We start from the raw sequence: 15,194 nt of genomic DNA on the forward strand, positions 1-15,194 counted from the left end.
TTTCCACACACCGGATTGGCAATGAGCAATCAGGACTAGTGGACTGAGCGGTTAATTCATTTATCTAATGGTAACGATATACTGTGCGTCCAATGTCATGGATTGGTTATACGCATGGCCCGACCGACTTCCCCCTTCGCTTTAATGCCTTCCGATCTCATCGCCCTGCAAGGTTGGTTGCGTATGAGTACGCTGGAACAGAGCCTCGCTCAGCGAGCGCGCATCCTGCTTCTACTGGCTGACGGATTGACGCCCAAGGCCGTCAGCGAGCAGTTGCAGGTCACGCCGCCGACGGTATTCAAGTGGCGAAAACGTTATCTGGAGGCAGGAATCGAAGGGTTGAGCGATCTGCCGCGCAGCGGCCAGCCACTCAAACTTGGGCCCGATAAAATCAACGAAATCCTGACACTGACCACCCGGCGTGTACCCCAGGAAGCCACTCACTGGAGCGTCCGTTTGATGGCCAAGTATGCGCGGGTCACCACGTGGCAGGTTCGGCAGGTCTGGGCCGCTTCCGACCTCAAACCCCATCGTCTGAAGACCTTCAAAATCAGCAACGATCCTCATTTCGCCGACAAGGTAGTCGACGTGGTCGGGCTCTATCTGAACCCACCGGATAACGCCCTGGTGTTGTCGGTTGACGAGAAAACCCAGATCCAGGCGTTGGATCGCACCCAACCGATGCTGCCGCTACGCCCAGGTCAAGTTGAGCGTCGGACCCATGATTACAAGCGCCATGGTACGGCGAGTCTGTACGCGGCTTTCGACATCCTGACCGGCCAAGTAATCGGACGGATTACCCAGCGCCATCGAGCCAAGGAGTTTCTGGCTTTTCTGCAACAGATTGAACGCAGCACGCCAGCCGGACTGGATCTGCATGTGATTCTAGATAACAGTTCGACCCACAAAACTGCTGCAATCAAGCAGTGGCTGGAAAAGCATCCGCGTTTCAAATTGCACTTCACACCAACCAGCGCGTCTTGGCTGAACGCCGTGGAAGGCTGGTTTGCACAACTGGAAAGACGAGCGCTATACCGGGGTGCCTTCACCAGCGTCGCCGACCTAAAAGTCGCTATCCGCCAATTTATCGAGGCTCACAATGAGCATTCAGCCAAGCCGTTCAAGTGGAATAAAACGGCTGAGGCCATCATTAGCTCGGTACATAAAGCGAAGCTGAGCGTGATAAAAAATAAATTAATGGATTAACCGCTCAGGCCACTAGTTACAGGCGATGATATAACTGCAGGTGCCCCCGATATTGAATGCTCCCTTATCATAAAAACCACATGTAACGACTCTGTTAGCATCGGCATAAGCATAATTTCCGCCAGCGTAGTCTGGCCGAGCAGCTGGGTGTGGATTAGCTGCGTCCGATGCTGACCAGGTACAACTTCCAGCTGCGCTACCACTTGGCAGGGGTATTTGTTGGCCGTGAGTAATAAAGCCAGTTAAAACTTTCCCGCCACCGCTAGAACGCCAGACACCGGATTGGCAAAACGAAACTAGTTAAATTTGGCACACAGAGTCGACATCCAGTTACTTGTGCTATAGAAGCCGCTCGGCATTTGCCCAGAAGTTCTACCAGCGCCTCCGCCCGAGTCCATGTCCCATCCCCCAATTGCACGCCAGACTCCTGGAGCTGTTCCTGAACATACAGCTGCACAAGTTGCGTCAGTACCCACTGCGCCGCCGGTGCCGATATTGCAAAGGTCCGTTACACCACCGCCGCCGCCATTGGATTTCCACACACCGGATTGGCAAGATAGTGTGAGACCTGCCGCATCTCGACCGATGAGCCCATTTGGCGAGCATCCTGCACCTTCAGCCGCAACGCCGTTGAGCTGCAAATACTCACCTACGGTGGTCCTGCCATTCGACTGCACAGTCCCGCCCGCCAAGGCCCCGCCGGTGTACACACCTTTGTCGCCATAGGACCGCACCCAATTTGGATCAGTCATGTACCAACCGCCGGCCCATTTTTCGTTGTACCAACCTGAGTCGCCGCGAGTCCTGAACCAACCGCCTGTGTACGTTTCCCCGGTAGTGTCCGTTGTGCCTGCTTTCACTGTGCCGGTTACCACAGCGTTTGTGGCATTCACTGTCGTAGCGTTCACATTCGTGGCGTTGACGTTACTTGCGTTGTTGAGATTGTTTGCCTTCATATCGATCGACGTGTTCATCTGATTGACTTCGGGGTGGCCAGGAACGGCGTTCCGATACAGATAGTCGTTGGTCAGGGCACCGTCATCGAAAAACAGCGCAGTAGCAAGATGCCCGGCACCCGGCGAAACGCCATAAGAAGCAAGAGGAACACTCCAGCCAGCATATGAACCTTCCGCGATAGTAGTATCAAGGTTGGAAACATACCCCCCGCGGGCGCCTACCTGCTTCGAGATCCGGCGGATGTTGGTCTCAGAGATCGTCTCCCCCCCAGTAGTGACCACGAGGGTTTGAAGCTTGGTCGGAGTAGGCTTAATTGCGAGCACAGAGTAGCTTTGCCCAAAGTTGTTGATGTCCGTCACGCTCGGCTGCAGGTAGCCGGTGTTCTTCAACATCGTCACCGTAATAGCCACCGGTGCCGTCGGGCCGGCAGCACCCAGAACCGCAGCGTAGTTGTCCTTGATGTAGGCTGCGGCCGCGTCGGAAATAATTTTCTGGTGATCGGCGGCTGACTGGCTGGACATATTGTCAGCATGGTCGAACATCGCTTGAGCCCCGAAGCCAAGTCCCGCGACAACCAGGATCAACACGATGATCATCTCGATAGCCATAAAACCACCTTGGCGGTTACGGCTTGGTCCTTGCATTGCTGCTTTCATGTTCGATTTGCTCCGAATAGATTGTCGGTGTTCCACGACGCCTGCTTTAGCTGCTGATCCACATCCTGGTTGACTTGGCCAAAGTCACCTTTACGGATCTTGGCTCTTAAACCTGAATCGGACTTGTTAATGGTGAGTGTCTTGACCACCAACCGGTCAGGCTGGCCCGGGGTGCGCTTGATCGTTTGCCAAATGATTGTGGCCAAGCCGTCTGCCAGAAGGTCATTGGTGTTGGCGAGTTCTCCAGCGCAAAATGTGGCCATCCGGGTAAGCACGTCTGGTACATCGCCGGCATGAACCGTCGCGATGACAAGCCGACCATTCAAACTCGCTTTAAGCGCCTCCACAGCCGCAGCGGTATCGCGGATTTCACCGATCAGAATCAAATCAGCGCTTGAGCGCATAGCCTTGATCAAATGCTCGCGATACCCTCCGGACTTACGGGACGCGGTGATCTGAATACACCGTCCGTTGCCATGTAACCCATTGAGAGCTGTCTCAGGCGGGTCTTCAATCGCGATACAGACGCCCCCATGGATTTGCAGCCGCTTCACAGCCAACGACGCACAGGATGAGGTCTTCCCTACCCCCATCTCCCCGGCGAACAGAATCAGTCCACGGGTGGTTTTGTCGAGTAGCATCTTCACAACATGAGGTGGAAACCCCAGCGTTGCAAACTCGCGAATTTGTGCTTCGGGCCGACGTAAGAAGAAGACGTGGCTGTTGGTTACGTCCTGCATCTGCGTTACGCGCAACAGCGTCTTGCCCTGCATGATCGAAAACTCAGAATCGCCGAGCCTTTCATACGCTTCGATGCACTTTTCGCGAAGAATATCGACTTCAGCCTGCATCTCAGCAGGAACAGGAATTCGGGGCGCGAACGCCCCGGCAACCTGTTTCATTTCGCTGTAGCCGTCGCCGATGTAGATGTCTACCCACCCAAACTCAGGAGACGCCATACCGCTCGGACTGCTCATGCTTCCGCCTTACTGCCGACGGCAGAATTAGGTGTTGCTGGTCCAGGTGACCGAGTTGCTCGTTGCACTGCTGCACCCGGTGGTTGCGGCGGATTGTGTTACTTCACCGATGATTGTTGTGCCGGCGTTGATTTTCGTGGAGTAAATGCCACCTCGGGCGAGCTTGGTCGAAAGAGTCAGGCAGTTGCCCTCAGGGATAGTCGAAGAGGTCACGGTAAAGCCCGTACCGGTCGACACGACGGTGATACTCCCACCCCAGATGTTGTACAAAACGCCCGATACAACGGTCATGTTTTTCGGGACAGCATTGGCCTTGATCAACCCCGGTACCAGGTTGGTTCCAGCGGCGCCGTAGCCGGAGGAGGTTTTCAGGTTTTTGGTGCCAGCCATGAGCATGTTGACGTTGGAGATTTCTTCCGCCGATTCATTGCTACCGAACAAAGCGTCCCACCGGCTCGCCGCGAGCGCGAGAAGGCCGATTACGATGATCAAAACCACAATCATCTCGATCGCGCCGAAACCAGCCTGTCGATTACCAAGCGATTTAATGGGCTTTTGCTGAGAATTAGTTTGTACTTCTGCCGTGACTGCCATGACTTTCCCACCTTTAGTTGAACTGAGTTTGTTCATTTTGCTGCTGCCTGAATTGCATCTTGAATACCGGACACGCCAGAAATTACCGTCATGAGAATTACCCCCACTAATATGATTCCCGTACCCATTGAAAGCTTTGCGGCGAACTGAATCTGCTGAATGCTTTTTCTTAACCAACGCTCCCCAAAATTGTTCAACGCTTCGTCAAATCCATCTTTACTCGAAAGAATCATCAAGAACTGAACTGCTTTTTTATCTGGAAAGTCGTATCCCGCCTTACTAAGAGCAACGCCCAAGTTTCCGCCGATACCCAATCCATAAAAAGCTGCATCAAGACGCTGTTTAAGCCACGGGTTAGCCTGTGATGCCATCATTCGCAGCGCATCCTGAATAGATACGTTCGCCTGAATCATCACACCGACGTTTAGAAGAAACGTTGAACCATGAAGCATCCGATACACTGACCAAGGTGGAATCTTGTCCAGGTACACACGAAGATTTCCTTTGAGATAGGGCAGAGATGCAAATATCGAGACAATAGAAAGCAGAAGCATAATCAGCGTTAAGCTTCCGTAACTTATGACAAACTTAGACATCTCATACAGTAAGGAAGCCGTGCCCGTCCATGTGTCCGGGTTAGATGTCCTTATGAGCTTGGGCACCAGCTTGGTGGACACCATGCTCAACAGCACGCATATCATCCCCATGAGGAAGGCCGGATAGAGGGTGGCCAAGAGGATCGCGCCAACGATTTCCTGCTTAGCTACGATGATTTTCCTGCAATTGTCGAACGCCGTTTTTAGGTCCGAAGATTTTTCGCCTGCGGAGATAAGAGTGTATTCCTGGTAAGGAATCCATTTGGCCAAAGCTTTCGACAACGGCTTTCCGTCTGCGACCTCTCGATAACAATCGTAAGTAACAGCAGCGAGCGCTCGTTTAGGTTTTTTCCCATTTTCGCTGAAGATTTTGTGCATATCCTTCAGCGCTGTTTCAAGGAGCACTCTGTTTTCCAGCAAAAGAGAGAGGGCTTCGTAAAGCTCAACTCTAACAGCGCCGTAAAACTGAAGACGGAGCACCGCCAAGTCCAGCCGACTTAACAAATCATTCAGCCGCATCTTAGTCCCCTAATGTAATTTCGTCTTCATCAAGCGTGCAAACTTCACGTTCACCATGTAGCGGATCAACTCGGCCCTGATTAATTAACCTGACAAGGTGATCATTCTTGGTGATACCGCCCATTTCCTTTACCCAGTACACTCGGGCCTCGGCTTTGTCTTTGTCCCGATACTGTTTCATGAAAGCCTTGGTTGGCATCATGACTTCTGCGACAACAGTACGATTAGCAACGCCTGTATAATTACAGTGTGAGCAACCAGGTCCACAGCCAAAGACTTGTTCAGGCTTACAAAACTTCTCTACCCGTTCCACCAGGTCCTCGGTATAGCGATCGCGCACGCTATCGAAAGGCACTTTGCAATGATCACAAAGTGTTTTAACCAGCTCTTGGTTTATCAGTCCAGTCATCAACATCGGATCGGTCAACAGGCTGAGTGTCACACCCAACTCACGCAGGCGATCAATAATCTGGATGAGGTCATTGGTGTGGATACTTGTCCAGAGTTGGTGTCCAGTCATCGAGGCGGTGAACGCCGCAAGGGCAGATGCGAGGTCGCGAATTTCACCGACCATCATCACGTCTGGGTCGAGACGCATTGCGTTAGAAATCGAACGCGCCCATTCAGCGGACAAGGCTACTGGATCATCAGAATCGCAGAGAATAGGGGTCTGTACTGCCCGACCTTTGCCGATCTGGTACTCCGGCGGGTTTTCGATCGTCAACAGGCGGATCTTGTATTCGAATACCTCCAGCAAATCGTCCAAAGCACATTGCAGCGTTGACGATTTGCCGGATCCCGTGGGACCAGAAATGAAGATGATGCCTTTACGACGCTGAATCATCCGGGTCAGAAGACGGATCTGCTCTGGCAAATACCCCAGATCCTCCAGCGTTTTGCCTGATGAGCTGCGCAGCAACCGCATCACCATCAGAGATCCGGTGTCAGTAGGACGTGTCGCAATCCGCGCTCCATACAATCCCCACTTCTTCACGAAGGATTGCTTGAGCCGCGCATCCTGAGGCTGCAACTCGTTGTACGTCGGATCAGCGACATCGCACATTGACTGATAGATAGTCGAGGCGATCGCCTGGCCGTCTTCAGCCCGAATCCGGTCTTTGACAACCAGATCACCATTGATTCGGAACTCGATCAGCGCCTCGTGCCGAACGTGGTCGATGATCAAATGAATGTCACTTGTTCCCCGATCAATTGCGTCCTTCACAAGACGCATGACTTCGGTCTGACGAGGTGTAGCGTCTTCAAGAAGTCCAGCTGTCTTGCTGCCGGAGAACGTCGCGACCCTTTGAGGCTGTGCCTGGTAAAGATCACGGATCTCAGATAGCGGACGCTTCTGGATCGTGAAGCGCACCTTCGCCTTGCTCAGGCGCTCCATGAAGCCCAGAACGAAGTGGTCCGCCATGTGCGAGCCGGAGACATGCAGAACATAGTCGTCAGTCAGGCAAAGCAGGTCGCGAAGTTTCTCTTCAACCTGGAATTTACCTCCCGGCCCAGTGAGAACCTCACGAGTAAGCTCGATGTTTGCACTTGCCAATGCTACGCCCATGACGGTACCTGCCTACTGGCCTAACGGCATAACGAAAGGTTGAGGAGGAGCAAACGAAGGCTGGGGGATTACGCCACCGGTATTGCCGGCTGCAGCAGGCGCTCTTGACGAGAATCCCACCTGCAGGATCTTTCCGTTCTTCTGCAGTTCCACTTTGTCGATGGACAGGAACGTTACCTTGTACCCGCCCGGCAGGGTCTCGCCTTGAGCCGCATCCGCAATTGCACCCGTTGAGTACATGAATGTTGCGAAGAGCTTCCCGTTTACTCCAGAGATCGAACGCACCGTTGGCTCATTCAGATCTCCAGGCACCGCCACCACGCCGGCAGCTGGGCCGCCACCGTTGAGTTTTCGAAGAGCCTCCTCCTGAGTGGCCAAGGCGACTTGGGCGGTTTTCAAAATAAGCTGACTTTGAACGTAAGTCAGGTCGCCTACGGTTGCTTCCGCGGCCACCACGATTGAACTTGTCAGTGTGACCAACGCACCACAAAGAACGGCTGAAAAGTTATTTTTGTGCATAAATCTCTCCCTCGACTTTCCACGTCAGCTGAGCCGATCCTGAATTTAAATTGACGATGATCGCGGTAAGGCGAAGGCCGCGGTTGTTCAGGCCTGATAAAACCTCTGCCGGCGAACGCAGTGTCTCGAACGAAAAAGTGAACGTGCGCCAGTTGGGTTTCGGTGTTTTGTCCTCTACGGGCTGACCGTCGGCACCAGGCAACTGCGTCTTCGGCTTAACGTCTTCCGGTTTCTCGGAGATCACCGGCTTGATTCCCAGTCGCTGGAAATGGGAAGTGAATTGATTGAGCAGTGTCTCCAGCTCGCCAAGAGCTTCATCTCCCCCTGCCCCCATCTCCACTGGCTGGCTGAGAGCGGCGCCTTGCCCTTCACCGAAGAACGCCGGTGCCGAGGTAAACCGCCCGGTAGCACCGGAAATGAAATCCTGGACGGTCGAGTTACCAGTACGCTCGTAAGTGGATGCAAGTTGTTCGCTTGTGCACTTTGCCGACTGAAAACGCCATCCGCTGAATGCCAACGGCAACTCGAACATTTTGCTCGTGCACGTCGACCAGAAATCATCTATGAGCGGTGTTTTCGCCCAGGGATGCTCCAGCGCCTGCAGCGTTTGCTGCTGTTCGGTTTTCGCATTCAGTGCTTCCAGCTCCAACCGCTGCTGCTCTGCGATGCGAATACGCTCTGCTCTGAGAAGCTGCGCCTGGTGATCCTTCCACTGGAAGTAACCGAACGCACCTCCAATCGCGGCGATTAGGAGAACTGACACCACCACTAGCTCTTTTGAGGTGAGGCCAAATGTCAGCTGTCGAAGGCGGTATTGCTTCTTCAGTCTGGATGAGACCAAAAGGTCTTCAAGGTCCAACTCCTCGTTTGAAATACCAAACTGAGGCGGCCCATAGAATTTGTCGTGCTCGTCGGTGAAAAACCCGGAGTACAACTGCAGCTTTTCACGAACAGCCTCCTGATCACCAACCAAGTCACAGCCTGGAAGGATGGCTCCATCCTTCACACCAACCAGTGCAAATCGATCTTCACCGAGAGTGAAGATGCCCAACCATGAGTCTCCAAGGATGCCAGCCAGCGCAGCAGCCAAGCTGTACATGCCTTTAGTGACTCCGGCCCCCCGTGAGACGAAACCAGCCTGGATGATGCTCCCGTGGCGTATGGCAACAATGTCCATATCCTCACGTTTGCCAATCTCACGGGCTTCTTGCATAAAGGCCCGCGGCCGGCTCAGCGGCTGCCAGAACAGACCGCTAACAAAGCTATTCCCCTTGATGGTGAACATAGCCACCGGTGTGGTTGTTACCTCGTCCTCTGCTGGCAGCATGCTCAACCTTCCAAAACTGGAGTGATGAGGATGACGATGACGTCTTTGGAGTTGTCTGCGTGCAGCCCTCCGCCCATCAGCCAGTTGCTCGGACTGCCAACACCAGATTTATTACCGTTGTCGATTGATTGCACAAACCCGGAAAGAATCAGGGTTTGGCCGGATTTGAGCTTCACCGACTGCGCAAAAATCTGCTTATCAATGTCTGGGGACTCAATGCTGCTATCGCCACTGGTGGTCTTTCTCAGTTGCCGAAGTGCGCTCATATCAATGGAGAAGTCCAACGTCAGCTCGTTGTTCGGCATGATGTTGGGCAACAGGCTCATGTTGAATCCAGATGTCACTGTTCCAGGCGTCAGGGAGGTTGTAGAGCCAACCTGCGCGGTGTTGGTGGTCTGGATACTCGCCAAATAACTCGTCTGGCGAGCTACCTGAACCGGAACAGGACGCATATTCAATGTCGTAACGGATGGGCTGGTGATGGTTGACACCCTGCCCTGCTGAGCCAAAGCTTTTACCAGCAAGCTCGAACCATTCCACTGACTCGACGAGTCGAGGATGTTGACTGATCCATTCACCGCCGCGGAGTCTGCTTGGGTGACGTTCTTCCAACCCAAGCCAAACTTGCCATTTACAGCCTTGTAGACAAGATTCCAATCGACATCGACATCGTCTTTGTCAGTGAGGGATACACGCAGAACCTTCACGTTCAAAAGAACTTGCTTCGTGATGTTCTCATTCGCGCTGGCTAGAAAGCTGCCAACCCGGGCAAGCACTTCTGGTGTGTCGGTGACAACGAACGTGCCCATTGAAGTTGACATAGACATCCTGCCAACACCTGGTGTGAGCATCGATTGGACACTGTTGCCAAGATCTTCCGTGATATTGGTTTTTGTCGTGACGCCAGTAACAGAGTTGCTACCCGATGAGCCCGAAACACCACTTGATGTGCCATTGCCCGCACCGGAACCGGTGCTACCACCAACGCCGGCGGACGAAGTGGTACCGGACTGCACCATTGTGCTCATGTCGATAGCAGACGGGATCGCATAGAACTTGAAGGACTTGGTGTCGAGGTAAAAAATCGTGATAACGCGATCCGCATCACTATATTTCCAGGACAGACCCAGCCTGGCAGTAGCCATGTCCAACAGCCCTTTAACGGGGCCGCCTTTCCACTTGAAGTTGTTGAGGGTCAAGTTACGCGTCGACCCATTACCTGTGCTGCCGTACCCGCCAGGGCTCGGCATGTTCGGGAGGCCCGGAATCGAAGGCAGAGGCGGCAAACTGGCCCCGCCTAAGGATGGGTTTTGTGAAAGGGCCGCCTGCAAAGGCGCTTGAGATCCCCCGCCGGAATTACCAGTGCCGCCCATGACATCGGGTGTTACGCGGACGGGGATACCGCAAAGCTTTGTGACTTCCTGCCCGATCTGAAAAACATCGACATCGCCAATCGGCGCGTAGCTGATGTCACAGTTCAGCGCTTCTGGAACACCGCGCATCTTCAGCTCAATTGGACGAGTCGAAACCCACGGGGCATCTTCATACATCACCGTTGGCCGGCTTGGCGCACTCTGCCGCTCGCGCATGGTCGCCGCATAGCCCTCCGCCGTCGCGCTCGTATCCTCAGCACGCTTCATTGAGTTGTTAACGTTCGCGATCGAGCACCCGGCGAGCGCAACAAGGGCGAAGCCGGCGACCATAGGTTTGAGATTCATCATTGTTTTCTCGCAGAGATGAAGAGGACCGGCGGGGTCTGTTTCTGATGGACGTCAACAACGAACGGCTTTTCTGCTTTGTCGTAGCTACGGAATACAGTCGTAATGGCGTCGAGGAACGAGCCATCAAACGTCAGGCCGACCTCAATCGGATAATCGTAGTCAGCCCCCCATACCACCTCCCAGCCAGCCTTTTTGCCCCACTCTTGTACGGATGCCTTCAGAGTGCTGCCCTGCTTGGCCTGCCAAATCGGTTTCGGCGGTGCTGGCTTGACGGCTGCCGTGTACACAGTGCTCGAAGGGGCAACGAATGCCCGCTTTTCACCAATAAGTATTTCGCGCCTGGTCCAGTCAACTTCAGCCGAGACGTTTTGCTCGGTGGCCAAAATGTCGAGAATCTCGACCCAGCGACGACCTCCACGCCAATCAACCAAACGGCCTTTTTCAACACGGCCGACCATTTCAGTGGTCAAACGACCGTGCCAGCCAGGAGGCGCAATCTGCTTAAGTGCCTCGGTGAATTTGACCTTGCGGCCAAACCCGCGACGAACCTCAATATCAGCTGGAGGCTGGCCAACATAAGTGACCGCAAGTAGTGAGAACCCTTGCACTGTGGCCGGCGCATTCGCGACGATCGCCCCGGGTCCTGGCTGCACTCCGGGGCTCGATGGAGCGGCAGTAACAACAGCCGCGCCAGTTTTAACCTGGTTTATGCCAGGCGCACTTTGAACAACAGGCGGGACTGCAGGACGGACAGGCTCATCCACTACAAGGAATCCCGCGAAAGCGGCGACAGGAAGCATGGCCATCGCTCCAGCTACTAACATTTTCATTCGGCTTGTGATCCCTTTGTTGTGTTCCTAGCCATGTCGCATCAACCCACCCAACGCATCCTTGGCCGAAACCGGCAAATCAGCTTGTTCGTCTGCAGGTGCTGGAGCAGGTGCACGCGCAATTGGCGTCGGCTCCGATACGGACAAAACTTCATCTGAATCTGAAGGCTTAGCTACAGGCCCAATTTCCGCCGCTGGCTGGGCGGTCTCTTTAGGCGTCTCGACCTGACTTACGCGAGGCAAAACACCTTCATGGTTTTTTTGCGTATTATTACTTTCGTTTGATGATAACGCAACACTAACAGAGCTAAGAGCCTTTGCTGAAAGGATTTGATTGCCAACAGTCAAACAGAGTTTTAAGTACTCTTTGTCCGGTTTCCCGAGCAGGGCTGAACGACGATCGAACTCATCCATGACCTCCTTTTCAGCCGGACGCTTGAGAGAAAGGCGAAGCAAAAATCGCCGGCCATAACGAGCCCAACTTTCAGTGGTCTTCCTCGCCATGGCGCTAAATTCCGAGACTGAGGTACTTCAGCATCCCGCGAGCATTCGCGAACTCCGGCTGCTGAGGGACATGCAAATGGGGGAAGGATTTGCGGAGGATCTCGCTCATCAATGGAGCGCCGCCCCCTACCAGGAGCACAGTTGCCATCTCGGCCGCATCACCGATCTTGCGACCGCACTCACGAATGATTTGTTGGCCAATCTCCGTCACGGCGGCATCAACAATGGAGCCAACATCATGCTCCTGGCCACGCAGGCGAATCCGTCGCTCGCGAGCCACATATTCCAAAGTCGACAACCGAATTTTGGAAACGTTGAAACGACGCTTGAGCTCGTTTTCGACAATGTCGTAGACGTTGCTGATACCAACTTGACCGGTGCCGGACGCTGTATGGTCGAGCTTGCCACCACCAAAAACGGTGACACAGTCAGTTGTTCTGCCACCGATATCGATAACGGCAACAGGTGCATCACGGTCAACGCCTTTAACAAAGTTCCCTTTTTCATCGACGACGTAATCGATGTAAGCAACGAGCCCTTGGGCCGTGACTTGCTGCTTCACAATTTCAATGGGCGCTTGCCCGCCAAGTGGAACAACAGCCACTGACAAACTCTTTATTTTCTGATCAATGAGCACCTGATTCGGCTCACTGCTGCCCGGAAGGAAAAAAGAGTCGAAAGGGAGGCCAGTGACCAGATGAATTTTTTTCCCAGAAAGCCCTTGAGCATGCAAAGCGTGGTGCACCAGGACACGATTGATCTCACTTACCGCGTAATCATCGAACCGCGTGTCTTCGCCGTCGATCTGAGGATCCACAGTGTATTGGCGACCGCCGGTTTCATACCCCCCCAACCCGGCGTCATCACCACCGATGCTGGTGAGGGTAAACCCTGACCTTGCCAACGACGGCTGTGCGAGGCTTTTCCACTGCTGATCAATGCTTTTGATCTGCCGAAAGCCGTCGTCTACAGCGGCGGGCGTAAGCACCGGGGTGGCACCCTCAGAGGTAATTTCTTTATTGATAGCGGCCATGTTGAATCCTTGGATTAATGAATTTTTCTTTGAGGTTTGTGCCACCAGGCAACCGCATAGCGTGTTGGCCCAGCCAACCAGCTGCGGAACATCCGAAGTGCAACGACGAGAGATATGCCCACCCACTCCAGCAGGCCGAAGGCGATGAATGCCAAAATCGCCAAGCCGAAAGTCCACCAAGCGATGTGTGCCAGACTTACCGCAAATGGAAAGGCGGCCCGGGCATCAAAAATTAGAAAGCGCACAGTGATTGAGGTATTGCGCCATTCATTTTTTCTAGCCATCGACCGGCTCCGGCGTTCGAGCCCGTGTCATAGCCGCGGGGGCAAGTTCGTCCTGCAGCTCGTTCTCGTTTTCTGGGCGGCTGTTTTTCTCTGCGCGGAACAGGTCGACTTGGGTAGAAGCGATTCGGCCTCGCGCATGAAGCCGCTCCGCATCCATGAGCATGGTTTGCCCAAACTCCTCAACCAGTTCACCGGCCCTCAGTGGGAGCAAACTAATATTTTTGGCAGCCACCTTCAGAAGCTCGGTTCTCATGAAGTCGTTGAAAACCAGAAATTCACGAACCGCACAGCGCTTACCGTCAGTGGACGCAACCAGGCGCTGGCACACGATGATTTCGATTGAATCGATGATCGCGCCCATGATTGAGTGCAACTCAGCCACAGGGCATGCCTGGATCAGGCGCAGGAATGTTGTCTCGACGGTCTTGCTATGGACGGTGGTCAGCACCAAGTGACCGGTTTGCGCCGCGAGGATTGAAGCCTTGATGGTCTCAGCGTCGCGGGACTCCCCGACCAAGATGATATCGGGGTCACGGCGCAGCGCATTCACAACACCCAGTGCAAATGAAGCTACGTCCGCGGGCACGTCAGACTGGTCAATTTCACAAGAAATTGTCTCGATCGTATCGAGCCTGTATTCGCATGGGGCCTCAAAAGCGACAATGTGCTTATCAGCTTCCGGGTCTTCGCCGATCATCCTGATCCAGGAAGCCAAGGTCGTAGTTTTTCCTGATCCCGTTTCACCAGTCACAAGGACAAGCCCTTGGAGTGGAAACAGAGCACGCCATAAGTCTGGGTGGTATTCACTCTCGACGGCAGCAGCAGGAACTTCCCTCAGTTCCCGCATGATGATCGAGATACCAAACGCCCCATCAGGACGAACACCGGTGGCACACCAGCGGAATCGGAAGTCATGATCCCGATCGACAGTCACTGAGAAGGCCTGGTCCAATGGCGTGCCTTTACGCAACTCGACCTCAGCGTTTGCGCCGTACATAAGGACAACCAAACGAACAACCTCTGAATGCTGAAGCATTCTGGATGTCAGCCGAACCAATCTCCCATGCACGCGGGCTATGACTGGTCGCGATGTTTTGAAGTAGATATCGGAAGCTTCGATGTCCATCGCATGAATGAGGATCTTGTTAAAATCATCATCAAGCAAACGCGCAGGCTCATGCTTGATCAGATAACCTGTCAGCCTGTCCTTCAATTGCACCGTCGCTGCGTGGCTCATTTGGGTACCGCCACAGGTTTCCATACGGCAGGATTTGTCTGAAGGCGCGGCTTGGCGGTAATCCGCAAAATGCGATCGTTGATTTTTATCTCGCTGTCGTCACCAGTAATTCCCAGGTTCGACTCAGCCACAAATGGTTTGGTGATCATGTCTTTGCGCAGAAGATCTTTATAAATAATCATCCCCTCCATATCACGCTCAAGTCGTGCAAGGGATTGATCAAAGATTCCGTCTGCTTGCTCCACCCCAATGGTCCAGCCGTCTTTTACGTTTTGATCAAAAACTTTTTTCTCGGCGCTGGACTTCGGCAACAAACTTGTTGCGGGTAGTTCGACCTGAAACTTGAAATCATTCAATAAATAGTCACGCCAGTTAGTCGGGGTGGTCACAAACCGAGCTTGGCGTTCAATCCTGTAAGTTGCATCCGCAACGCGAATGGTTTCTGCATTTGGCTGATTCAGACTTCCTTCACCAGTTGAAAGAACCGGCGGCATCACATTTCTGTCCAGCAGAAGTGGTGCAAAAGCAAACATACGGTCAAGTGCGGATTTCGGTGAACGTGACCGAGCGTTTCGCTAATACGTGACCGGTGCTTCCACCCCGGTTGCGCGGGTTCTGGATTGTAATCGCATCGGTCACGATGCGGCTTGTTCCTCGGCTTTTTTTC

The 15,194-nt window shown here is 53.6% G+C and carries 14 protein-coding genes and 1 pseudogene; 1 reads left to right on the forward strand and 14 read right to left on the reverse strand.

Annotation, left to right across the window (positions count from 1 at the left end):
- Positions 1-114: 114 nt before the first annotated feature.
- Entirely contained in the window at positions 115-1,206 is a 1,092-nt protein-coding gene (locus HBO23_RS33335; RefSeq protein ID WP_034114923.1) for an IS630 family transposase, read from the forward strand.
- Positions 1,207-1,502: 296 nt separating this feature from the next.
- Here the strand turns inward: HBO23_RS33335 and pilV are convergent, their stop codons facing one another.
- The 14 genes and pseudogenes from pilV to HBO23_RS33405 all read right to left on the reverse strand — a co-directional run.
- Entirely contained in the window at positions 1,503-2,819 is a 1,317-nt protein-coding gene (gene pilV / locus HBO23_RS33340; protein WP_262378278.1) for a shufflon system plasmid conjugative transfer pilus tip adhesin PilV, read from the reverse strand.
- Complete coding sequence (locus HBO23_RS33345) at positions 2,816-3,796, reverse strand: ATPase, T2SS/T4P/T4SS family (protein ID WP_170040971.1); 981 nt, start codon at positions 3,794-3,796, stop codon at positions 2,816-2,818. Before HBO23_RS33345 ends, pilV begins: the two co-directional genes overlap by 4 nt.
- A 27-nt stretch (positions 3,797-3,823) precedes the next feature.
- Positions 3,824-4,426 (reverse strand): type 4 pilus major pilin, encoded by a 603-nt coding sequence (locus tag HBO23_RS33350; protein WP_262378279.1) that lies wholly within the window; start codon positions 4,424-4,426, stop codon positions 3,824-3,826.
- Positions 4,423-5,505: a type II secretion system F family protein gene (locus HBO23_RS33355; protein WP_170040972.1), complete on the reverse strand. Its 1,083-nt coding sequence runs from the start codon at positions 5,503-5,505 to the stop codon at positions 4,423-4,425. Before HBO23_RS33355 ends, HBO23_RS33350 begins: the two co-directional genes overlap by 4 nt.
- Before the next feature lies 1 nt (position 5,506).
- The gene (locus tag HBO23_RS33360; RefSeq protein ID WP_170040973.1) at positions 5,507-7,072 is read right to left on the reverse strand and encodes an ATPase, T2SS/T4P/T4SS family; all 1,566 of its coding nucleotides are present in this window, start codon (positions 7,070-7,072) and stop codon (positions 5,507-5,509) included.
- Between the two features lie 12 nt (positions 7,073-7,084).
- Positions 7,085-7,591, reverse strand: coding sequence for a type IV pilus biogenesis protein PilP (pilP, locus tag HBO23_RS33365; protein ID WP_170040974.1), 507 nt, complete (start codon positions 7,589-7,591; stop codon positions 7,085-7,087).
- On the reverse strand, positions 7,578-8,918 hold the full coding sequence (gene pilO2, locus HBO23_RS33370) for a type 4b pilus protein PilO2 (RefSeq protein WP_170040975.1): 1,341 nt from the start codon (positions 8,916-8,918) through the stop codon (positions 7,578-7,580). The genes pilP and pilO2 overlap by 14 nt, the downstream gene beginning before the upstream one ends.
- 2 nt (positions 8,919-8,920) lie before the next feature.
- Positions 8,921-10,639 carry a PilN family type IVB pilus formation outer membrane protein gene (locus tag HBO23_RS33375; protein WP_170040976.1) on the reverse strand — a complete coding sequence of 573 codons (1,719 nt, stop codon included), beginning with the start codon at positions 10,637-10,639 and terminating at the stop codon, positions 8,921-8,923.
- Entirely contained in the window at positions 10,636-11,469 is an 834-nt protein-coding gene (locus HBO23_RS33380) for a toxin co-regulated pilus biosynthesis Q family protein (protein WP_170040977.1), read from the reverse strand. The genes HBO23_RS33375 and HBO23_RS33380 overlap by 4 nt, the downstream gene beginning before the upstream one ends.
- A gap of 27 nt (positions 11,470-11,496) precedes the next feature.
- Positions 11,497-11,883, reverse strand: coding sequence for a hypothetical protein (locus HBO23_RS33385; RefSeq protein WP_170040978.1), 387 nt, complete (start codon positions 11,881-11,883; stop codon positions 11,497-11,499).
- A 94-nt stretch (positions 11,884-11,977) separates the two neighbouring features.
- On the reverse strand, positions 11,978-13,006 hold the full coding sequence (locus HBO23_RS33390; RefSeq protein ID WP_170040979.1) for a ParM/StbA family protein: 1,029 nt from the start codon (positions 13,004-13,006) through the stop codon (positions 11,978-11,980).
- A gap of 14 nt (positions 13,007-13,020) precedes the next feature.
- On the reverse strand, positions 13,021-13,290 hold the full coding sequence (gene icmT / locus HBO23_RS33735) for an IcmT/TraK family protein (RefSeq protein WP_222938119.1): 270 nt from the start codon (positions 13,288-13,290) through the stop codon (positions 13,021-13,023).
- Complete coding sequence (locus HBO23_RS33400) at positions 13,283-14,527, reverse strand: ATPase, T2SS/T4P/T4SS family (RefSeq protein WP_170040980.1); 1,245 nt, start codon at positions 14,525-14,527, stop codon at positions 13,283-13,285. Before HBO23_RS33400 ends, icmT begins: the two co-directional genes overlap by 8 nt.
- A pseudogene (locus tag HBO23_RS33405) lies at positions 14,524-15,072 on the reverse strand (type IV secretory system conjugative DNA transfer family protein); the annotation flags it as partial. The gene HBO23_RS33400 and the pseudogene HBO23_RS33405, both read right to left, overlap by 4 nt.
- Between the last annotated feature and the right edge of the window lie 122 nt (positions 15,073-15,194).

The sequence above is a fragment of the Pseudomonas sp. WS 5532 genome, assembly GCF_012985445.1.
Taxonomy (GTDB): Bacteria; Pseudomonadota; Gammaproteobacteria; order Pseudomonadales; family Pseudomonadaceae; genus Aquipseudomonas; species Aquipseudomonas edaphica.